Genomic DNA, 20,744 nt, shown 5'->3' on the forward strand with positions numbered 1-20,744 from the left:
GTCGGGACGTCAGCCTTTGAGGCTGCCGGCCATGACGCCTTTGATCAGGTGACGTTGCAGGACGATGAAGACGGCCAGGACGGGCACGGCGGCCACGGTGCTGGCGGCGAGCAGCTGACCCCAGACGCTGGTCCAGTCGGCGCCGAGCTGACCCGAGCGGATGTTCTGCGCCAGCGCTGAGAGCATCACCTGCAGGGTCTGGTGCTGCTCGTCGTTCACCGCCACCACGGGCCAGACGAAGTCGTTGTAGATGTTGATGAAGCTCAGGACGCCGAGGGCTGCCAGCCCGGGCCGGATCACCGGGAGCACGATGCTGGCGAAGATCCGCAGGTCACCGGCGCCGTCGACGCGGGCGGCGTCGAGGAGTTCGTCGGGGATCGCCATAATCACCTGCCGCATCCAGAACACACCGAACGCGTCGACCGCGCTGGGCAGGATGAGGGCCTGGAACGTGCTGACCCAGCCCAGCTGACTCATCTCCAGCAGGAGCGGGATGAGCAGGACGAGGGTCGGCAGCATCAGCGTGGTCAACACGGTGCCGAACAGCAGCCGCTTGCCCGGGAAGGTGTACTTCGCGAAGGCGAACCCGGCCATCGGGCAGAAGATCATCGTCAGCGCGCCCTTGATCACGACGACGATCGCGGTGTTCCGGAAGCCGGTACCGATCGGAATCGTCTCCAGCATCGCGCGGAAATTGTGCAGCGTCAGCCGGCCGGCGTCGAAGCTGAACGGCCGGGCGATGATGTCGCCACCCGGCTTGAACGCGGAGGCCATCATCCACAGCAGCGGCGCCAGACTGATGCAAGCGGCAACGATCAGCAGGACGTATCGTCCCACCGCGCCGAGCCGGACGGACGCCGTGGATCCCGTACGGGTTGTCATGAGTCCTCCCTCGATCGCAGCAGCCGGATCGACGCGACCGACAGCGCCAGCACCATCAGCACGAGCAGCATCGAGTTCGCTGCCCCGAGGCCGAGATCGGAGTTCGTGATGTGCTTGTAGAGATAGAGCCCTGCGGTCCGGGTCCCGTTGAACGGTCCGCCGCCGGTCACGACGTACGGTTCGGCGAACAGCTGGAACACGGTCAACGTGCCGATCACGACGACGAAGCTCAGCGTCCGCGTCACCAGCGGGACGGTGATCGACCAGAACTGATGCCACGCGCCGGCCCCGTCGATCCGCGCCGCCTCGTAGACGTCCGACGGGATCGTCGACAATCCGGCCAGCAACAAGATGACGGCGTACCCGGTGGTGCGCCAGAGCACCAGCAGGGCAACCGTCACCTTGGCCCACACTGAGGTGGTCAACCATCCGACGGCGGGCAGTCCGAGCGAGGTCAGACCGTGGTTGACCGCGCCGAAGTCCTTGTCGAACAAGATGATCCAGACCTGCGCCATCGCCACCAGCGGAGTGACGAACGGCGCGATCAGCGCAGCGCTGAACAGCCCGCGGAACCGCGCCTTCCGCAACGCAACGGCGATGGTGAGTGCGAGCAGCACCTGCGCCGGTACGACGAGCAGCCACAGCACGCCCGAGGTCGCCATCGACTGCCAGAAGTCCGGACTCGCCAGTAGGTAGCGGTAGTTGGCGAACCCGACCACCCTCAGCGCACCGGCACCGTGCCAGTTGGTGAAGCTCAACTGCAGCGCGAAGAAGATCGGGTACGCGCTGAAGGCCGCGAAGACCAGGACGAACGGTGCGACGAAGAGGTACGGCGCTGCCTTGACCCGGCGTCGCCCTGCCGTCCTCGCCTCCCGCCGTGCCGCCATCGCCTCGGTCACGGTCACCATCAACTGGGCCCCATCAGGTTCTTCTGGATCTGGGTCGCGGACGTCTTCAGGACCTCATCAGGGCTGAGCCGGCCGGCGAGCATCTTCTGCACGTTGACACCGAAGTAGTCCACCGCCTTGCCCCACCAGGTCGGGATCGCGTACCCGCCCGGCACCTGCTTGCCCGCTTCGACGGCCACCTTCCAGAGGTCCTGGCCGCCGAGGGCATCGATCGGCCTGAACAATGGAGTGTCCGGATCCAGCGCCGGCAGGTACGACGGGATCGACGTGTTCAGGCCGCCCGGGTACACCGTGTTCGGGCCGTAGACCGTCGTATACCCCTCCTTGCTGAAGACCAGGTGCTCGTAGAGCCGCCAGGCCAGCTCCGGATTCTTAGCCTTGGCCGGAATCACGAACGACGAGCCGCCCATCACTCCCGCCCGCGGACCACCGGCCTGCCATGCCGGCAGCGCCGCCGCACGCCATTTGCCTTTGCTTGCCTTCAGCAACTGTTGCGGCGCGAACACGAACCACTGCGCCCACGGCACGAACACCTGCGTACCTTTGTCCTGCGTCTGCAGATCCGTCGGCTGGGTGTACTTCGCCAGCGTGCCGAGCCCTTCCGATCGGACCGTGTCCAGCCAGGTCAGCGCCTTGCGGTAGGGATCGGAGTCGATCGAGAGCTTGCCCTGGGCATCGATCATGGCGCCGCCCTGCTGGTTGGCGAACATGTCGATCCACAACTGCGCCAGGAACTGGTCGTTCTCCAGGTGGATCGGCCTGGCCTGCGGGAACTTGTCCCGGACCGTCCGCGCCGCCCCGAGCAGAGCGTCGTACGTCGTCAGGCTCGCCGGGTCGACGCCCGCCTGGGTGACGATGTCCTCGCGGTAGAACAGCAGGCCGGGGTCGAGGTCCCAGGGCACCGCGACCACCTTGCCGTCGACGGTGACCACACCGAGCTTGTACGGCGCGATGTCCGGCTTGTACTGCTCGATCAGCTGACTGAGGTCGTGCAGATGCGGCGCGACCCCGGTCAGCAGAGAGTCGTCGTAGAAGGCGCCGTCGGGCACGCCGGCGCCGCTGATCAGCGTGGCCGGGAGCTTGGCGTTGATGTCGACCGCGAGGTGGTTCACCTTCACCTGCGGGTGCTTCGCGGTGAACGACGCGATCGCCTTGTCGAACACCTTGTAGAGGTCGCCGGTGCGGTCCCAGATGGTGAGCTCACCCGACAGCGCAGTGGTCGCCTTGCCGGTCGGCAGCGGATCACTGCCGGTGGTGTTGCCGGGAGCGCAGGCGCCGAGGCCACCGGCGACCAGGGCGGCACCGGCACCACGCAGTACGGTGCGACGGGAAACCGGGGATGAAACGGAATTGATCATGGCGCGTCCTCAAGGGGAACCGGACCTTCAGCCGAAGCCGGTGACTTTCGTATGATCCTTGCAACGTTGCAAACAGTGTTGAAACGCTAAGCTTGCAACGTTGCAAGTGTCAAGGGGTCGAAAGAACGCCAGCGAAGGGGTACGGAGTGGGTGCCACACTGCGTGAGGTCGCCGAGCGGGCCGGGGTCTCGGTCCGGACGGTGTCGAACGTCGTCAACGATTTCGCACAGGTGGCGCCGGACACCCGCGCCCGGGTGCAGCGGGTGCTCGACGAACTCGGATACCAGCCGAACGCGGTCGCCCGGACGCTGAGGCGCGGACGGTCGGGGCTGATCGCGTTGGTTTTGCCCGAGCTGGACGTCCCCTATTTCGCCGAGCTGACCCGGGCGGTGATCGAGCAGGCGGCCGCGGCCGGGTACACGGTCGTGGTCGACCAGACCGACGGTGATCCGGTGCGCGAGCGGGAGCTGGTGATGCGCGGCAGCCGGGCCGCGATGTTCGACGGGCTGATCTTCAACCCGCTGGCGCTGGGTGACGCCGACCTCCGCGACCGGCCGTCGTCGACGCCGGTCGTGCTGCTCGGTGAGCGGGTGATCCAGGGCGGCCTGGACCACATCATGATCGACAACGTCGGCGCCGCTCGGCTGGCGACCGAGCACCTGGTCGACCTCGGCCGCCGCCGGATCGCCGCGATCGGCGACCAGTCCGACGAAAGCCGTCGTACCGGCCGGCTCCGGACGCAGGGCTACATGACCGCCCTGCGTTCTGCCGGCCACGAGATCGTCCCCGAGTTGATCCGTCCCACGGAGTTCTTCCACCGCTCCGACGGCGCCGCCGCCATGTCTGAGCTGCTCGCCCTCCCCGAGCCCCCCGACGCCGTCTTCTGCTACAACGACCTGCTGGCGCTGGGCGCGCTCCGCACCATCCTCAGCCGCGGTCTCCGCGTCCCCGAGGACATCGCACTCGTCGGCTTCGACGACATCGAGGACGGCCGCTACAGCACCCCCAGCCTGACCACCATCCGCCCTGACAAGACGCAGATCGCGACGCACGCCGTCCAGCTCCTGCTCAACCGCCTCGACGGCGACCAGTCCCCGCCGACCGAGATCCCCGCCGACTACGACCTCGTCATCCGCGAAAGCACAGCCTCCTGAGCGGCCGCTCCCTCCACGTCGGCGAGTAGAAGGCAACTTTTCAAGGCGAGTGAGGTGATCGCGTGGCCCCGTGCTGTGGGGCCAAGAGGCGATCGCCGCTGAGTTCCTCGTACTGGTCGGGGTTCGCGAGGACGGTCGAAGTGCAGCCTGATCGGCCGCACTCGCAGGCGAACGGGAACATCGGCAGGTCGGCGAAGCCGCGGTCGGCGCGCCATAGCCGTAGTTGACGGCAGGCAGCCGTGTTCTCGATCTTGCGCTGGCGACTTAGTTCGTCACCGGCTTGCAGCCTCTGGACGTCACCCAGAGTTGTCTCCACCCTCGCCGTGATCGCATTCCAGTCAGGATCCGGATCCACCTCGATCAACGGCAACCCGGCCGCGGTCACCTCGTCCCAGACCCACCGCGCCAGGATCTCGTCGCGCGCCAGCAACGAATCCAATCGCGCTCGGGCCTGCGGATCATCGACAGCGTCGAGCCTTTCCTCGCGTGCCTTCCGAGTCAGACTGGCATCGGGAACCAGCCAGATGGCTGCCCGGACGGCAGGCCCGAGCATCGACGGGAACAGCTGTGGACCCTCCACCAAAGCCGGTACTTCGCCGAGTCCGCGCGCGTGGACGTCTTCGAGGATCACCGGAAGCCGCACCCGCGAGATCTCCACGAACACCTCCGCGGCGCCCTGCGGACCTTCGACAGGCTTCTCGGCCAGCAGCCTGTAGGCGGGCAGTCGTTCGAGATGGTCGTAGGTCCAGAGATCCACCGGGTGCAACGGCAGATCTCCGGCCCGCGCCAACTGTCGCGCGATCGTCGACTTGCCGGCACCCGGCGCCCCACCGATCCAGAGCATGCTCGTCATCCGGCCAGGCTGCCAGACAACCGGCTCGCAGCCTCAGCCTGTGGGTGTTCGGGTGAGGGTTGCGCGGGCCAGGTGGTGGCCGAGGGTGCGGCCGGCGTAGTGGTCGAGTCTGGTGTGGACGCCGGCGTAGATGCGGCTGAGGCCGGCTTCGTCGGCGATGGACTGGAAGGTGGTGAAGTGGCGGGTGACGCCGGGGAGCGCTTCGGAGGTGACGGCGAGTCGGTGGCCTCGACCGAACTCTGCGGTCAACAGTGTCGCGCTGGTCTGGGAGATGACGCTGTGGGCGCCGGGATAAGCCGGATCCGGTGGTGTGGTGGCGAGACTGTTCCAGGCAGGATCCGCGACGGTGGCGGGGTTCGTGTCGCTGTCGGCCAAGCGGATCGCGGTGATCGGTCGCCAGATGCGGTAGTGGTACTTGGCGTCGTAGAAGGCGATGACCGCGTCGGCCAAGGCCAGGTTGAGGTGCGCGAAGATGCGGGCCGCGTGGACCAGGTCTTTGCCCTGGGCAAGCACTGCGGTCTGGGTGATCTCGTTCCAGTAGTTCCAGATCGGCGCCGCCCAGAAGTGCGCCTGCTCGGTCTGGTCGCTGGTGCGGCTGGTGCTCGTGTCTTGGCCGAGGCGTTTGACCTCGTTGATCGCGGCGGCGTACCGGCGGCCGCTCAGCGTTGGATACGCCTCCGGCCGGAACCGGTCGACCCGGTCGACGACGAACGGCGTGACGTGTGACCAGTGGGTGAACGCGGCCGGCAAGAATCCGGGAGGCGTCGGCCGGTATTGGCCAGGTTCGGTGCCTGGCGGCAGTGGCGACGGAGTGGCCGACGACCCGTCGTTCCTGCGCAGGTCGAGGAGCCGCCGGGCGACTAGGCGGCCGGCCTCGATCCCGATCTCACGAGCATGCCGCTGTTCGACCGTGGCCAGGTCCGTTCTCAACTGCCAGTCGAGCGACGCCACCTGAGCCGGATACAACGCAACCAGTACGTCGTGGGCCGCCTGCGCCGCGGCGGCAGTCGGCGCTCCGACGTGCAGGTGCGACCTCCCAGAGCTGGTCACAGCATCGTGGATCGCGGCGTGCAGGATCGCGAAGCTTCGGGTCGGGTGGACGGTGGCCGGCTGAGCCCCGGGAGTGCGCACGATGCGGAGCAGGGTCTGATTCCACGCGACGACCAGACCGCCGCCGCTGTGGCCGCCAGGGCGCGTCCGGAGGTCGGGGGTGGCGGCGGCCGTAGTACCGGCTCCTACCGCGGACGCCGCCACGATCGTGCCGCCGGCGAGGAGGAGATCTCGACGCGAGACCGGAGATGTCACGATGACTCCAGGGAGAGATTTCGATGGACATCAACAGATAGGCGCAGGAGTTACAACCCGGCCCGTGTAACCCCGTCGCCTATTACCTGATGTGGTGTCGATCCTGACTTGGAGTGGGCGGTGACGCGTGGCGGGACAGCGGTTCTGGGGTCGGCGGAGAGCGGACAATGAGCCCGCTGCGGATGACGGTGTGGCCGCACCGGTTCACCTGCACGTGGTGAGCGACGACAGGTACCCGGATTGGGAGGCGGTCTACAACGACAACGTCGACCGGGTGTACCGGTTGATGTACGCCAAGGTCGGCAACCGGCCCGACGCGGAGGATCTGGCCGCGGAGGTGTTCGTCACCGCGCTGCGGCCGTTGCGGTTGGCCGCGAGCGTCGGCGAAGTACGGGCATATCTCCTCGCGACCGCGAGGACCGTGCTCGCGGGGTACTGGCGGCGAACGCTCGGCCGGGAGATCACCGTGCTCGAGGAGGACTGGGCGCTGGTCGAGCCGGTCGCGGACTCCGGTAGCACCGGTGCCGGCGCTCGCGCCGAGGCGATCCTGGCCGAGTTGCCCGAGCGGTATCGGCGCATTCTGCAGCTACGGTTTCTCAATGCGTGTTCGCTGAAAGAGGCCGCGGCGGAATTGGGAGTGACGGTGGGCAACGCGAAGGTGCTTCAGCACCGGGCACTTCGTCAGGCCGCGGTAGTGGCAGACAGGATGGAGGCGTGACCATGCGTGGAGTGCGCCGCTTCGTCAAAGACCTGCTGCGACAGCGCCGGACCAAGCCCTTCACTGTCGACCGGGCGGACGAATCGCAACTGCGGGCCGCGATCGCACTGAAGGCAGGCGGCTCAGACACGGGGCCGAGCCCGGAGTTTGTCGAGTCGCTTCGCGAGCGGCTGCGGACGGAACTGGACGAAACCCCGCCGGTTGAGCTGCCCCGCGGTAACAGCCGGCGCCGGTTCGTGACGTCGGTGGCGGCCGCTTCGGCTGCTTCGATCGGGCTCGGCGCCGCCATCGAACGGGGACTGAGCGGCGCTGTCACTGCCGAGCCGTCGCCGGCCGAGCAGACCCTCACGCCCGACAACGGCGAATGGCGCGCGGTGGTCGCCGCCAAGGACCTCCCCGATGGCAGCGTCCGTCCGTTCGACACCGGCACGATGGTCGGCTTCGTCCGTCGCACAAGCAAAGGCCTGTACGCCGTGTCGGGCGTCTGCACCCATCTCGGTTGCAAGCTGGCATTGGACGCACCCGCGCGGCAACTGAACTGTCCGTGTCACAACGCCGCCTTCGCCGTCGACGGTTCGGTCCTGCACCACCGGCTCCCGATCGCGTTGGCCCCGTTGCCCAGCCTGATGGTCCGTGAGTCCGAGGGAGTGATCCAGGTCTTCGTGCCGCCGCAGCCGGCGTAACCCCAACGCCTATTGACAGGCATGAGAAACAGCCGTGGAACACGACGCTTCATCACCGCGCTCGCCGCGGCCGTCAGCCTGACGGCCGTAGCCGCGTGCGGTGACACGAAGCCCCAGTCCCAGCCCATTCCCTCGACGCCGGCCGCGAACACCTCATTGGCCACCTCACCGATGCCGGGGATGTCGATGTCGCCGACCGATGCGCCCACCGGTCCGGCCGTCGCGACCCAGTCGGTGAAGATCAAGGAGTTCGCCTTCGGTCCGGCAAGTATCACCGTGAAGGTCGGCGCGACCGTGACCTGGACCAACGCTGATCAGGATCCGCACACGGTCACCAGCCAGGCCAAGGACGGACCGTTGAAATCGGCAACATTGAACAACGGCGACACCTACCAGTACACCTTCACCAAGGCCGGCACCTACGACTACCTGTGCACGATCCACCCGTTCATGACCGGCACCGTGGTGGTGACAGCGTGAACGCCGACGGCCAGGATTCACCACCTGTCGAGGAGGACCTCAGCCCCGAAGGGATGACGCGACGCCAACTGCTGCGGCATACCGCATGGTTCGGGGCCGCTGTGGTCCTCACCGTCACCGGCGGCGAGGTGATCAGCCAGATCGCCCGGCCGGACGACGTACCTCCGGCGCAAGCCGCTCCTGCATCGCTGCGGTTCATCCAGATCAGTGACAGCCATCTCGGCTTCAAAGGCCCCGCCAACACCGGCGTGGAGGACTCCTTCGCCGAGGCCATCCAGCAGATCAACGCCTTGCCGTACCGCGCTGACTTCGTCATGCACACCGGCGATCTCACCCACCTGTCCACCGCCGGTCAGTTCGACCAGGTCAAGCAGATGATGAGCGAACTGAAGACCGGCCACGTGTTCACCGTTCCTGGCGAACACGACTCCATCGATGATTCGGGGCAGAAGTACCGCAAGGCGTTCGGCGCCGGGACGGTCGGCGACGGTTGGTACAGCTTCGACCTCCACGGCGTGCACTTCTTGTCTCTGGTCAACACGCTGAGCCTGGAGAAGCTGGGCCATCTCGGCACCGAACAGCTCGAGTTCATCGAGAAGGACGTGGCGAAGCTGTCCTCGGATACGCCGATCGTGGTGTTCAGCCACATCCCACTGTTCGCTCTGTATCCGCAGTGGGGCTGGGGCACGGACGACGCGACCCAGGCCCTCAGCTATCTCAAACGGTTCTCGTCGGTCACCTGCCTCAATGGCCATATCCACCAGCTCTTCACCAAGACCGAAGGCAACGTCACCTTCCACAGCGCGACCACCACCGCCTATCCGCTGCCACGTCCCGGCGAACGTCCCGCCCCGACCCCGGTCACGCTGCCGGCTGGAAAGCTCAAGGACGCCCTCGGGATCCGCGAAGTCAGCTACCTCGAAGGCACCCGGAACCTCGCGGTCAAGGACGTGAAGCTCGCATGAAACTGGCCCTCGCGACCCGTCTGGCGGTAGCCCTCTGCTTGGCGACCAGCGGCTACATCCACGCCCAGCTCTACGTCCGCGGCTACCACGCGATCCCCTACATCGGAACGTCATTCCGGTGGGACGCTGCCGCATCGTTCGCTGTCGCCGCACTCTTCCTTGTCGGCAGGCCCGTACTGCTACGCCTCGCCGCAGCCGGCCTGTGCCTGAGCGGGCTGGCTGGTTTCACCGTCTCCCGCACCATCGGTCTCTTCGGCTTCACCGAACGCGGCTGGCAGCCCGCTCCACAGGCCGTCCTGAGCGTCCTCGCCTGGGTCGTCGCGCTGGCCCTCCTCCTCACCTCTTTCCTCACCGAGCAAAGACAGTCTGAGTCGACGCCGTCCCGCGAGCCGGTCAGGGCCTGAGGACGATCGTCTGGTGGACGACGGGGTGCAGTTCGCCGCGGGCCGCGGCCGCGAAGAGCTCGGCGAGTACGGCGGCCCGCGGTGCTGCGGCGCCGAAAGGTCCACCTTCACGGTGAACGACGTCCGCAGTATAAAGAAAGTGTGTGTTGACACCACCGAGAATGCTCTGTCCCGAGGAGGCGCAGTCGTGACCACGCGACCGATCCCCGACCTGTACGCGGTCCTCGGCGTGCCCGCCACGGCCTCGGACGACGAGCTCGATCAAGCTTTTCGTCGTCTCGTCCGCCGGCTCCATCCCGACACGCGCGCACCTTCAGAGCCGGACGCAGCCGCCGACCAGCGCCTGCAGGAAATCCTGGCCGCGTACGACTGCCTGCGAGACCCGATCCGCCGAGCCGCCTACACCCGCACCCGGCCGGTGACCACACCTCGACCTCACGTCCGGGTGACGCCCCAGCCCCCGACCCGGAGCGAGCCCGCCCTCCGAGTCGGCCCGGTTCGCTGGCAGCCGCTCCGAACCCGGCCGCAGAACCACGAAGGCTAGGAGTGCACCGACCAGAACGTGCACGAGGGACGAGACTGACTGTTACTCAGTCGCGCAGTAGCTGGTCGTCCGGGTTCTCCTCGTCCGGTGTCTCGTCGTCGTCGGGCTCGCCGCTCTCGGCCAGCGGCTCGTCGTCGGGGTCGAAGGGCTCGTTCGCCGAGTCGGGAGCCGGGTTGTTGTCCGGGTCCTCCGGTCCATCGAACGGCATCGGGGTGAACTGGCTGCTACTCATCAGCGGACTCCTTGTTGAGTGCGGTTACCTCCCCGCAGTACCCGGTCCAGCCCCTGGCCACGCGGGCGGCACCCGGTGAGTGCTGTGGATTCACCTGGGGTGCGCATCGGTTGCGAGGCTCAGCGCCGTCCAGGAGGTTGCAGGCAGGGTCACAGTGACCTTGCCGCCGTCGAGCCGGACTGTGTCGTTCTTGGTCGGCGTCACGCGGTCCGGGTGCTGCGCGGTGTTGACGGCATCACGGTCGTCGTCATGAATTCCAAGGGCTTCCAGTACTTCGGTCACCGGTGTGCGGCTGGTGTCGATGGTGATGTCGACCGGGCCGTCGATCGAACGGTTGACCAGGAAGACGGCCAGCTTGCCCGACTCCTCGTCGTACGTCGCGACCGCGTCGACGCTGGGGACGTCGCCGTACTTCGCGGTGCTGATCGACGGGGACTCCAGTTCGACCCGCAGCACCTGGCCCGCCGCCAGCCCGGACGTGATCGCGAACGGGTGGAACGTCGTCTGCCGCCAGGCGGTACCGTCGGGCTCGGTCATGATCGGCGCGATCACGTTGGCCAGCTGCGCGATACAGGCCACCCCGACCCGGTCGCTGTGCCGCAGCAGCGAGATCAAAAGGTTGCCCACGACAACGGCATCGGTGACGTTGTACTCGTCCTCGATCCGCCGCGGCGCCACCTCCCAGGCATCGCCGGGACCATCCGTGCGCCGCGAGCGCTCGCCGTACCAGACGTTCCACTCGTCGAAGGAGATGGTGATTCTCTTGTCGGTCTTGAGTTCGGCCGCGACATGGTCCGCGGTCGCCACCACGGCGTCGATGAAGCGGTCCATGTCCACCGCCGAGGCGAGGAACGAGACGGTGTCGCCTTCCTCGTCGTTGTAGTAGGCGTGGGCCGAGATGTGGTCGACGAACTCGTAGCACTCCCGCAGGACGTCGCGCTCCCAGCTGCCGAAGGTCGGCATCGCGCGGGAGGACGAGCCGCAGGCGACCAGCTCGAGGTCGTTCTCGACCATCCGCATCGCGCGCGCCGTCTCGGCCGCGAGCCGTCCGTACTCCGCCGCGGTCTTGTGGCCGATCTGCCAGGGTCCGTCCATCTCGTTACCCAGGCACCACAGTTTGATCCCGTACGGCGATTGCGCGCCGTGCTGGACTCGGAGGTCGGAGAGCGCCGTGCCGCCGGGGTGGTTCGCGTACTCCTGCAGGTCGAGCGCCTCCTGGACGCCGCGGGTGCCGAGGTTGAGAGCCATCATCGGCTCCACGCCGGCCTTGCTGCACCACCGGTCGAACTCGGCCAGGCCGAACTGGTTGGTCTCCACACTGTGCCAGGCCAGGTCGAGCCGGCGCGGGCGCGCTTCTCGCGGTCCGACGCCGTCCTCCCAGCGGTAGCCGGAAACGAAGTTGCCACCGGGATAGCGCACCAGCGAGACACCGAGTTCCCGGGTGAGTTCGAGGACGTCCTTGCGGAAGCCGTCCTCGTCGGCGGTGGCATGGCCGGGTTCGTAGATGCCGGTGTAGACGCAGCGGCCCATGTGCTCGACGAACGAGCCGAAGATCCGCCGGTTCACCGGCGCGACGCGGAAGGCGGGGTCGAGGACGAGAGAGGCAGAGGTCACGGAGTGGCTCCTGTCGTGGTCGGGGCCGGTCGGCTCAGCGGATGCTGGGCCAGCCGTCGGATCCCCAGCTGAGTTGACGGATGTCGAAACGGACGGCGCCATTGGCATCCGCGTCGTAGTAGTGGTGGGCGAGCCAGTTGCCCGACACCGATTGACCGCCGGGCCCGATCTTGCGGCCGGCACTGCTGAGGATGACGGTGCCGCCCCCTTCGAGCATCGGCTTGCCTGCCTGGTCGGAGTACGGGCCGGTGACGGACCGGGAGCGGCCGACGGCGATCTTGTAGGTGCTCTCGGTTCCGCGGCAGCAGAAGTCGAACGAGACGAACAGGTAGTACCAGCCACCGCGCGACACGACGTACGGCGCTTCGATCGCGTTCGGCGGGACCCTTCGATCGGCCAGCCGCAACGGCGTGCCCTGGTTCGGCGCGGCCAGACCGGAAGGCCATTGCAGCCGGATCATCCGGATGCCGCTCCAGAACGATCCGAAGGCAAGCCAAGGAGTCCCCTGACCGTCGGTGATCACGCCCGGGTCGATCGCGTTGTAGTCGTCGGTGGTCGCCGATCGTTGCACAAGGCCCCTGTCCACCCAGCGGTACGCCGGATTGCCCGGGTCCAGCGTGGTGTTCGTGGCCAGCGCGATCACCGAGCGGTTCGAACCGAAGGTGGAGGCGGCGTAGTACAGGTAGAAGGTGTTGCCGTGCTTCACCACCTCCGGTGCCCAAAGGTTCGAGACGCCGGGCACCTCGGAGCTCAGCCAGGAAGGAATCCGGTCGAACACCGTGCCTGCGAAGGACCATTGCCGGCCGTCGCCGGACTTGCGGAGCTCGATCGTGCCACCCGCGATGCGCTCGTCACCGGTCGAGAAGACGTACCACTGGCCGCCGTCGCGAATCAGCGCGGGATCGTGAGCGGTGAGGTCGCCGGTCAGTTCGCCGCCGCCCGGGCCGGCGTTCGCGCTGGGCGCTGCGGTGAGCACACCGAGCAGGAGCAGACAACCGAGGAGAGCTTGGAAGCGCCTCATCCCTTCACCCCCGCGTCTCCCACTCCCCGGATGACGTGCCGCTGGAAGAGGCCGTAGATGATCAGCAACGGCAGGCCACCGAGCACGGCCGAGGCCATGATCTGCGCATACCGCAGACCGTAGGAGCCCTGGACGTTCGCCAGCCCGACCGGGATCGTCATCATCGACGGGTCGGTGGTGACGATGAACGGCCAGAGGAAGTTGTTCCAGGCACCGATGAAGGTGAAGATGGCGACGGCGCCGAGGATCGGCCGTGACATCGGCACCATGACACTCCAGACGATCCGCAGCCGGTTCGCTCCGTCGACCCGGGCTGCGTCCTCGTAATCACGCGGTACGCCGTCGAAGAACTTCTTCAGGACGAAGACCATCACCGGCGCGACCACCTGCGGCAGAACGACACCCCAGTACGTGTCGACGAGTCGCAGCGTGGTCATCTCGGCGAACAACGGCACGATCAGGACTTGCGGCGGCACCAGGATTCCGGCGACCAGGAGCCCGAACAGCACCTTCCGGCCCGGAAAGGTGGTCCGGGAGAAACCGTACGCGGCCAGCACCGAGACCAGCAGGGTCAAGGCGGTTACCAGGACCGCCACGATCGTGCTGTTCAGGAACCAGCGCAGGATCGATCCCTGTTCGAGAACGCTCCGGTAGGCGGCCGAGGTCGGATCGATGGGGAACCAGGTGATCGGCGTCCGGGTGGTCTCCGGCTCCGGCTTGAGGGACGTGTCGAGTGCCCACAGCAGCGGCACCAGCCAGAGCAGGGCGAGCAGCGCCGCTCCAGCGATCAGGGCGACCTTGGCGAAGGTGAATCTCGGTTGCACCGGTCCACTCACCGCCGGCCGCAACGAGATGGCCTGGGCTGTCATCGAAGGTCCTCCTTGCGGCCGGAGAAGAGCTTGAACTGCGCGATCGAGACGATCACGATCACGACGAAGAACAGGTAGGAGATGGCCGAGGCGTAGCCGATCCGGTAGCTGGTGAAGCCGCTCTCGTAGATGTACTGGATGATCGGCCGGGTGCTGAAGTTCGGGCCGCCGACGGTCATCAGGTAGATCTGGTCGAAGATCTTCAGTGACGCGACCAGTTGCAGTACGACGATCAGTCCGGTGGTCCGGCTCAGCAGGGGCAGCGTGATGCGGAAGAGTTTCTGCCGGTCGCCGGCCCCGTCGATCGCGGCGGCTTCGTAGAGGTGCTCCGGAATCCCTTGCAGGGCAGCCAGATACAGCAGGAAGTTGAAGCCGACCGTCCACCAGACGGTGGTGATCACGACGGCGAGCATCGCACGGTTCTCGGTGTTCAGCCAGTCGATCTCGGCGAAGCCGGCCGACGTCAGCAGGCCGTTCACCAAGCCGAAGCCCGGCTGGTAGATCCAGACCCAGATCAGGGTGACCACCGTCGCCGGCAGGACGAACGGCGCGAAGTAGGCGAACCGGAGGAACCAGCCGAACACTCCGGTCCGGTTCGCCAGCAACGCCATCACTAGCGCGGTCAGGACCAGTGGTGGGGTGCTCATCGCGGTGAACACCAACGTGTTCTTCAGCGACGACCAGACGGCGGGATCGTGGAAGACCTCGCGCCAGTTGGCCAGCCCGAGGAACTCACCGCCGACGCCGGCCAGGCTCTTGTTGAAGAAGCTGTTCCACAGTCCGCTCAGCGTCGGCCAGAGTAGGAAGAATCCGAACAGCACCAGGAACGGGGCGACGAACAGCAGTCCGCCCCACTTCTCCGTCCACGGCTGCCCGGTCGGCGTACGAGGGCTGGCGGTCGACGTACTGCTGCTCCCGGTCGGCGTACGGGGGCTGGTTTGCACGGCCATGATCTGCTCCCGTTAGACAGGGGACGGGGTGTCGAGAAGCTTCTGGACGGCGGCTTTGAACTGATCGAGTGCCTGCCGCGGGCTGGACTGGCCGGAGAACACTCCGGAGAACGCGGCACCGGCCTCGTTCTGCAGTTGGGCACCCGATCCGCTGAACCAGGCATCGGGATCCAGCAGCACATGATTCGCCGCGTCGCGATAGTCCGCTTGAGGCCGCAGTGCGAGGTATTCGGCGCTGGTGGCGACCGGCTGGTACGCCGGGATGTGCCCGCCCTCGGCCCACTCGACGCTGTGCTTCAACATCCAGGCGATGTATTCGACGGTGGCCTGGGTACTGGCCGCGCTCCGGCCGTTCTGGTGCGGCATCACGAACGTATGCGCATCACCCGCGCAGGCCGGCACGTCGTACACCTGGGGGAACGGCGCCATCCCGAACTTCATCTTCGCGGTCTCGTACGTCGTCACCTCCCACTCGCCGTTGAAGCTCAGCCCCGCGTCACCGTTGGTGAACATCGCGACCAGGGCCGCGTACGGCGAGGAGCGCGGGACGAGGCCGTCGGCGGCGAGTTTCGCCATCAATTGCAGGGCTTCCAGGGCTTTGGCGTCGTCGAGCGCCAGCCGCGTTCCCGACTCGTCGAAGAACCGGCCTTCCAGCTGGCCGTAGAGCGTCCACCACAGTCGCCACGGATTGGTCGTCTCGACCGAGGCCGCGAACTTTCCGGTTGTCTCCTTGACCGCCTTCATCGTCTCGATCAGCGCATCGACACCTTTGATCGTCTTGATCCGCCCGTCGGGCCCGAGCAAACCGGCCCGCCGGCAGATGTCGGTGTTGTAGTAGAGGACGAACGGGTGCTGGTCGAGCGGTACGGCGTACAGCTTGTCGTCGATCAGACAGCGGTCCCAGGTCTGGGGCAGGAAGTCGGACGAGTTGATGCCCGCCGCACTGAGCCGGTCGAGTGGGATCGGGTCGAGCAGGGTGGTCGGGCTGAAACCCCGTAGCCGGGAGAGATGGAGCGTGGCCACCTCGGGCGCCCGGCCGCCGGCCGCGGACATCGCGAGCTTGGTGTAGAACGGCGGGCCCCAGGCCAGCGTGTGCGCCTCGAAGGCGATGTCCTTGCGTTCGGCAACGAATTGCCGGTGGATCTGGAGCAGCCGGGCGCCGTCGCCGCCCCCGAAGAGGTTCCACTCGCGGACCCGGGCCGGGCCGCTCGTCGCGCCGCAGCCCGGCAGTGCGAGCGCGCCGGTCAGGCCGAGCGCACCGGCCAGGACCCGGCGTCTGGTCGGGCCCGGTCGAGGGGACGCTGGATGGTTGGGCATGGCGGTTCCCTTCCGGCCGGGCGGCTTCTACACCGGTGTAGAACGGATCATGCCCGGGCGTCACCCACGCCGTCAAGAGCGCGAAAGGCGTTGCTGGTCAGGAAATGTGAACGCGAACACCCGCGGTCGACTCGCGGACGTTCAGCGCGTACTGCGCGACGATCTCCCGGTACGCCGAGGTGTCGCCGGACATCCGCGCGACCAGCAGGTCGACGGCGGCCGCGGCGATCTCGGTCCGGCCCGGATCGATCGAGGTCAGGGTCGGAGTGCTGTACTGCGCCTCGTCGATGTCGTCGAAGCCGACGACGGCCACATCGTCGGGGACACGGAGACCGTGCCTGGTGAGCACCCGCAGGGCACCGAGCGCGAGGGTGTCGTTGAGACAAAGCACCGCGTCGAACTTCGACCCGGTGGACAGCAACTGCTCCATCGCCGCGGCTCCGTTGGACCGATGCCAAAGACCCGCGGGTACGGCGAGCTTCTTGACCGGCCGGATCCCCGCAGCGGCCAGCGTCGAGAGATACGCGCCGTACCGGATGGCAGCGGTACCCACGGCCTCGCCCGGGTGGGTGCCGATGACGGCGATCCGGCGGCGGCCCGAGGCGATCAGGTGCTCGACCGCTGCCTGGGTGCCGGCGACGTTGTCGATCACCACGTGGTCCACCGGCCCATGGAAGATGCGCTCACCGAGCAACACCACCGGGGTACTGGTCCGCAACTGGTCCACGTCCTCCGGGCCGAGCGCCAGCGGGCTGAACAGCAGCCCGTCGACGAGCTTGCCCCGCTCGCTGGACAACACGGTCAGCTCACGTTCGCGCCGGGCACCGGTCTGCTCGATCATCACCGTCAGACCACGCTGGTCGGCCGCCTCGATCACGGCGTCGGCGAGCTCCGCGAAGTACGGCAGGCTCAGCTCGGGCACGGCCAGCCCGATGATCCCGGTGCGGCCGGAGCGGAGATTGCGGGCCAGCACGTTCAACTGGTAGCCGAGGGCATCGACCGACTCGAGCACCTTGGACCGCGTGGCCTCCCTGATGTACGGGTACCCGCTCAGCACATTGGATACGGTCTTCGGGGAGACGCCCGCATGCCTGGCGACATCCCGCATGGTGACAGCCATCGAGCCCCCTTCCACCGACGACCAGCCCGTGCTGCACACCGTAGTACAGGTCTCTCGCGGATCGAGCACAGTCCCCGACTGCTCAGCCCTTCACGCCGGAGGAGACGATGCTGCGGATGAAGTAGCGCTGGGCGAACAGGAAGATGAGCAGCGCGGGCAATACGTACAACGCCGCAGCCGCTGCCTGCACCGTGGGGATCGCGTTGCCGTGCGGATCGCGGTACCACGCCGTGATCGCGACCGACAAGGTCGTGTGATCGACGTCGAGTAGCAGCGCCGGTGCGATGTAGTCGCCCCAGGTCCAGACGAAGGACAACAGGAACGACGTGAGCAGCACCGGCCGCGACAACGGCAGGAAGATCCGGACGAAGATCCTCCCCCACCCGCAACCGTCGATGATCGCCGCGTCCTCCAGTTCCGAGGGAATGGCCGCGAAGAACTGCCGGAACAAGAAGATCAGGTACGGCGACGACGCGACACCCCACAGCACCCACGGCCAGTAGGTGTTCACCAGGCCCAAGCGCGAGAACAGGACGTAGGTGGGCAGCAAGGTGAGGATCTGCGGCAACATCATCGTCGACAGCAGCACCAGGAACAGGCCGCGTTTACCACTCCCGCGCAGCCTGGCGAACCCGAAGCCGACGACCGCGCTCGAGGCGGTTACCAGTACGGCGTACATCGTCGACAGGAACAAGGAGTTGACGGCGTACGCCGGGAAGTTGATGTCGGTCAGGGCGTGCGTGAAGTTCTCCCACTGCGCCTGCCGGGGCAGGATGTGGGTCGGCACCGAGGCCCACTCGTCACGGGTCTTCAGCGCGGCCAGCACCAGCCAGACGAACGGCCCGACGAAAAGCACGGCAACCGCCATCAGCAGTACGTAGACGGCTCCGGCGCTCAGCCGCGGCTTCCGGGACGACACCCGGTGCACCCCGGTCGGCGCGGGTCGGCGTACATGCACAGTGCTTCTCCTATCGATCCGAGTCGGTGTCGACCTGGTAGTGCACCCACGACCGGCTCGAGCGCTGGATCAGCAGCGTGAAGGCCAGGATCACCAGGAAGTAGACCCACAACATCGCCGAGCCGTAGCCGAACCGGTTGCTGGTGAAGAACTCCTGGTACACCTGCACCATGTAGAGATGGGTACTCTGCGGCACCTGCCCCACTCCGGAGATGCTGTTGGTCTCGGCGAGCAGCAGCGGCTGGACGACGATCTGCAGGGTCGCGATCACTCCCGTGACGACCTGGAAGAAGATCACCGGCGAGATCATCGGCACGGTGATGTGCCGGAACACCCGCCAGCGGTTGGCGCCGTCGACGACGGCCGCCTCCTCCAGCTCGGTCGGGACGCCCTGGAGCGCGGCGAGCATGATGACCATGCCGCCGCCGAGTCCCCACAAGGTCAGGACGATCAGCGCGTAGAAGGCCATCGGGTCGACGAGCCAGGCGATCGGCTTGATCCCGACGACGTGCAGGATCGCGTTCGCGATACCGGCGTCGCGGTTCAGCACGAGCTTCCACATGATCGCCATCGCCACCACCGGAACCACCGAGGGCAGGAAGAAGATCGTCCGCCACAGGCCGACCGCGATCAGCCGGCGGTTGAGCAACACGGCCAGCCCCAGTGCCCCGGCGACGCTGAGCGGTACGGCGATCGCGGCGTACGCGACCGTTCTGAGCATGGCGTGCCAGGCCTCGGCGTCACCGAAGAGCTCGACGTAGTTGCGGAATCCGACCCACCGCCAGCGTGGTGAGCTGCCGTCGAAGTTCGTCAGGCTGACCCCGAACGCGTAGCCGAGCGGCACCGCCGTCAGCAGCAGGAAGCCCAGCACCCAAGGCGAGACGAACAGGTAGAAGGTTCGGTTCGAGTAACGCGTCCAGCTGTTCCGGGCCATCTCGCCGTCAGCCGATCTGCTCTTTGCCCTGCTTGAGCACCTTGTTGATCTCTTCGGTGATCGCCTTGCAGGCCTCGTCCACCGTGGCCTGCTTCTTGATCGCCCGCTGCAGGTGCTTGTCCAGCGCGAGGTTCCATGCGTCCACGGTGACGTACGGCGAGTCCGGCAGCGGGGCGGCGTACTGCAACTCGTTCTGGGCGGTCTTGAACGCCTGCTTCTGGTACGGCAGGTCCTGCGGCAACTTCGGCAGCAGGGACTTCAACGCCGGTAGGCCCCAGCCGCTGCTGGCCCGCTCCAGCGCGGGGGGACCCGCCATGAAGTACTCCATCAGCTTCCACGCCTCGTCCTTGTGCTTGGACTTCGCCGGGATCCAGGCACCGATTCCGGCGTACGTCGGGCTGACCCGGTGATCGCCCATCACCGGCGCCGGGGCCATCCGGACCGCCGACTGCAACGCAGACTCCTTGACGAAGTTCCCGCCGTACCAGTAGCCGTCCTGGCTGATCGCCATCCGCTTGGCCATGAACGTGGACAGGTCGGCGCCGTCCGGCAGCGGTGCCAGCGAGGTCGGCCCGACGCCGGCCTGGGCGAAGTCGACGTACCACGCGACCGCGCGGCGGGCGGCCGTCGTCGTGAAGTCGGTGTGGGTCAGATCGTCGCTGTAGACCTTCTCCCCCTGCTGAAGGATCATCGTGGCGAGCGGGGCGTACAGGTTCCAGGCCCACTCCAGGCCGAGACCGTAGACTCTCGTCTTGCCGCCCTGCTTGCTGGTCAGCTTCTTGCCGATGGCAAGCAAATCGTCGTACCCGACCGGCTCCGTCTCGCTCAGGTGCGCGATCTTCTGCTGGTCGAAGAGCTGGGCGTTGTACCAAAGCGTCGCGTCCTGGCTCCAGTCCTTCACGATGCCGTAGTACGCGCCCTGGCCGATCTTCGAGCCGTCCCAGCGATAGCTGTCGTTCACCGAGAGCAGATCGTCCTTCTTCAGCACCTGGCTCTTCTCCAGGTACGGCGTCAGGTCGGTGGCCAGCCCCCGGGCATTGACGTTGGCGCTGCCGACGGCCGCGCCGCGGACGAGGTCCGGCGGAGCACCGGAGGCCAGCATCGCGTTGAGCCGGGTGTTGTCGTTCTGCAGGAAGTTGATCTTGATGCCGGGGTTCTTCGCCTCGAAGTCGGCGATGTGCTCCTTGGTCAACTCGTTGTTGTTGTACATCACGGTCAGCGTCACGGTGCCCTGACCGTTGCTCTGACCACCGGTACCCGCCGATGTACCGGACGAATTGGCGTTGCAGCCGCTGAGCAGCCCTCCGGCGGCCACGCCACCGACCACGGCGGACGTTCCGGCGAGGAGCCGTCGCCTGCTGATCCGAACCGATTCCAACATTCCGACCTCCTGGGTACCGGGACCGAGCCTTGGCCGGTCCGCCCCACTTTCTGGGAGCGCTCACAGTCTCGGCGTGCGATATATCCCTGTCAAT

Annotated in this window: 22 protein-coding genes; 7 read left to right on the forward strand and 15 right to left on the reverse strand. The window is 67.0% G+C overall.

Annotated features, from left to right (window positions below):
• Window positions 1-9: 9 nt before the first annotated feature.
• The 3 genes from DIZ26_RS03565 to DIZ26_RS03575 are packed head-to-tail and all read right to left on the reverse strand — an operon-like array spanning window position 10 to window position 3,148.
• Window positions 10-882: a carbohydrate ABC transporter permease gene (locus tag DIZ26_RS03565; protein WP_112237674.1), complete on the reverse strand. Its 873-nt coding sequence runs from the start codon at window positions 880-882 to the stop codon at window positions 10-12.
• Window positions 879-1,790 (reverse strand): carbohydrate ABC transporter permease, encoded by a 912-nt coding sequence (locus tag DIZ26_RS03570; protein ID WP_112237676.1) that lies wholly within the window; start codon window positions 1,788-1,790, stop codon window positions 879-881. The genes DIZ26_RS03565 and DIZ26_RS03570 overlap by 4 nt, the downstream gene beginning before the upstream one ends.
• Window positions 1,790-3,148 carry an ABC transporter substrate-binding protein gene (locus tag DIZ26_RS03575; RefSeq protein WP_112237678.1) on the reverse strand — a complete coding sequence of 453 codons (1,359 nt, stop codon included), beginning with the start codon at window positions 3,146-3,148 and terminating at the stop codon, window positions 1,790-1,792. Before DIZ26_RS03575 ends, DIZ26_RS03570 begins: the two co-directional genes overlap by 1 nt.
• A gap of 146 nt (window positions 3,149-3,294) precedes the next feature.
• Here DIZ26_RS03575 and DIZ26_RS03580 point away from each other — a divergent pair, with 146 nt between their 5' ends.
• Entirely contained in the window at window positions 3,295-4,302 is a 1,008-nt protein-coding gene (locus tag DIZ26_RS03580) for a LacI family DNA-binding transcriptional regulator (RefSeq protein WP_112237680.1), read from the forward strand.
• A 40-nt stretch (window positions 4,303-4,342) separates the two neighbouring features.
• Here the strand turns inward: DIZ26_RS03580 and DIZ26_RS03585 are convergent, their stop codons facing one another.
• Both DIZ26_RS03585 and DIZ26_RS03590 read right to left on the reverse strand, forming a co-directional pair.
• Window positions 4,343-5,155, reverse strand: coding sequence for an ATP-binding protein (locus tag DIZ26_RS03585; RefSeq protein ID WP_198675876.1), 813 nt, complete (start codon window positions 5,153-5,155; stop codon window positions 4,343-4,345).
• Between the two features lie 33 nt (window positions 5,156-5,188).
• Window positions 5,189-6,460 carry a vanadium-dependent haloperoxidase gene (locus tag DIZ26_RS03590; protein WP_112237682.1) on the reverse strand — a complete coding sequence of 424 codons (1,272 nt, stop codon included), beginning with the start codon at window positions 6,458-6,460 and terminating at the stop codon, window positions 5,189-5,191.
• A 190-nt stretch (window positions 6,461-6,650) separates the two neighbouring features.
• On the opposite strand from DIZ26_RS03590, the gene DIZ26_RS03595 reads away from it, so the two are divergent.
• From DIZ26_RS03595 to DIZ26_RS03620, 6 genes are all read left to right on the forward strand, one after another.
• On the forward strand, window positions 6,651-7,178 hold the full coding sequence (locus tag DIZ26_RS03595) for an RNA polymerase sigma factor (protein ID WP_198675877.1): 528 nt from the start codon (window positions 6,651-6,653) through the stop codon (window positions 7,176-7,178).
• A 2-nt stretch (window positions 7,179-7,180) separates the two neighbouring features.
• Window positions 7,181-7,861 carry a QcrA and Rieske domain-containing protein gene (locus tag DIZ26_RS03600; RefSeq protein ID WP_232828127.1) on the forward strand — a complete coding sequence of 227 codons (681 nt, stop codon included), beginning with the start codon at window positions 7,181-7,183 and terminating at the stop codon, window positions 7,859-7,861.
• A gap of 21 nt (window positions 7,862-7,882) precedes the next feature.
• Window positions 7,883-8,341 carry a cupredoxin domain-containing protein gene (locus DIZ26_RS03605; RefSeq protein ID WP_112237686.1) on the forward strand — a complete coding sequence of 153 codons (459 nt, stop codon included), beginning with the start codon at window positions 7,883-7,885 and terminating at the stop codon, window positions 8,339-8,341.
• A complete protein-coding gene (locus tag DIZ26_RS03610) occupies window positions 8,338-9,306 on the forward strand; it encodes a metallophosphoesterase family protein (RefSeq protein ID WP_198675878.1) in 969 nt (322 codons plus the stop codon). Before DIZ26_RS03605 ends, DIZ26_RS03610 begins: the two co-directional genes overlap by 4 nt.
• A complete protein-coding gene (locus tag DIZ26_RS03615) occupies window positions 9,303-9,710 on the forward strand; it encodes a hypothetical protein (protein WP_112237688.1) in 408 nt (135 codons plus the stop codon). Before DIZ26_RS03610 ends, DIZ26_RS03615 begins: the two co-directional genes overlap by 4 nt.
• A 187-nt stretch (window positions 9,711-9,897) precedes the next feature.
• Window positions 9,898-10,254 carry a J domain-containing protein gene (locus tag DIZ26_RS03620; protein ID WP_198675879.1) on the forward strand — a complete coding sequence of 119 codons (357 nt, stop codon included), beginning with the start codon at window positions 9,898-9,900 and terminating at the stop codon, window positions 10,252-10,254.
• A 46-nt stretch (window positions 10,255-10,300) separates the two neighbouring features.
• On the opposite strand, the gene DIZ26_RS03625 is transcribed toward DIZ26_RS03620, so the two are convergent.
• From DIZ26_RS03625 to DIZ26_RS03670, 10 genes are all read right to left on the reverse strand, one after another.
• The gene (locus DIZ26_RS03625) at window positions 10,301-10,486 is read right to left on the reverse strand and encodes a hypothetical protein (protein ID WP_112237690.1); all 186 of its coding nucleotides are present in this window, start codon (window positions 10,484-10,486) and stop codon (window positions 10,301-10,303) included.
• 90 nt (window positions 10,487-10,576) lie between these two features.
• A complete protein-coding gene (gene arfA, locus DIZ26_RS03630) occupies window positions 10,577-12,100 on the reverse strand; it encodes an arabinosylfuranosidase ArfA (RefSeq protein ID WP_112237692.1) in 1,524 nt (507 codons plus the stop codon).
• Between the two features lie 34 nt (window positions 12,101-12,134).
• A complete protein-coding gene (locus tag DIZ26_RS03635) occupies window positions 12,135-13,121 on the reverse strand; it encodes an arabinan endo-1,5-alpha-L-arabinosidase (RefSeq protein ID WP_112237694.1) in 987 nt (328 codons plus the stop codon).
• Window positions 13,118-13,990 carry a carbohydrate ABC transporter permease gene (locus DIZ26_RS03640; protein WP_112237696.1) on the reverse strand — a complete coding sequence of 291 codons (873 nt, stop codon included), beginning with the start codon at window positions 13,988-13,990 and terminating at the stop codon, window positions 13,118-13,120. Before DIZ26_RS03640 ends, DIZ26_RS03635 begins: the two co-directional genes overlap by 4 nt.
• Window positions 13,987-14,940, reverse strand: coding sequence for a carbohydrate ABC transporter permease (locus DIZ26_RS03645; RefSeq protein WP_112237698.1), 954 nt, complete (start codon window positions 14,938-14,940; stop codon window positions 13,987-13,989). The genes DIZ26_RS03640 and DIZ26_RS03645 overlap by 4 nt, the downstream gene beginning before the upstream one ends.
• Window positions 14,941-14,952: 12 nt before the next feature.
• On the reverse strand, window positions 14,953-16,257 hold the full coding sequence (locus DIZ26_RS03650; RefSeq protein WP_112237700.1) for an extracellular solute-binding protein: 1,305 nt from the start codon (window positions 16,255-16,257) through the stop codon (window positions 14,953-14,955).
• Window positions 16,258-16,354: 97 nt separating this feature from the next.
• The gene (locus DIZ26_RS03655) at window positions 16,355-17,377 is read right to left on the reverse strand and encodes a LacI family DNA-binding transcriptional regulator (RefSeq protein ID WP_112237702.1); all 1,023 of its coding nucleotides are present in this window, start codon (window positions 17,375-17,377) and stop codon (window positions 16,355-16,357) included.
• An 82-nt stretch (window positions 17,378-17,459) separates the two neighbouring features.
• Window positions 17,460-18,335 carry a carbohydrate ABC transporter permease gene (locus DIZ26_RS03660; RefSeq protein WP_198675880.1) on the reverse strand — a complete coding sequence of 292 codons (876 nt, stop codon included), beginning with the start codon at window positions 18,333-18,335 and terminating at the stop codon, window positions 17,460-17,462.
• A 10-nt stretch (window positions 18,336-18,345) separates the two neighbouring features.
• Window positions 18,346-19,269, reverse strand: coding sequence for a carbohydrate ABC transporter permease (locus DIZ26_RS03665; protein WP_112237705.1), 924 nt, complete (start codon window positions 19,267-19,269; stop codon window positions 18,346-18,348).
• 7 nt (window positions 19,270-19,276) lie between these two features.
• Window positions 19,277-20,650: an ABC transporter substrate-binding protein gene (locus tag DIZ26_RS03670; protein WP_112237707.1), complete on the reverse strand. Its 1,374-nt coding sequence runs from the start codon at window positions 20,648-20,650 to the stop codon at window positions 19,277-19,279.
• Between the last annotated feature and the right edge of the window lie 94 nt (window positions 20,651-20,744).

Source organism: Kribbella monticola (genome assembly GCF_003261635.1).
Classification (GTDB): domain Bacteria; phylum Actinomycetota; class Actinomycetes; order Propionibacteriales; family Kribbellaceae; genus Kribbella; species Kribbella monticola.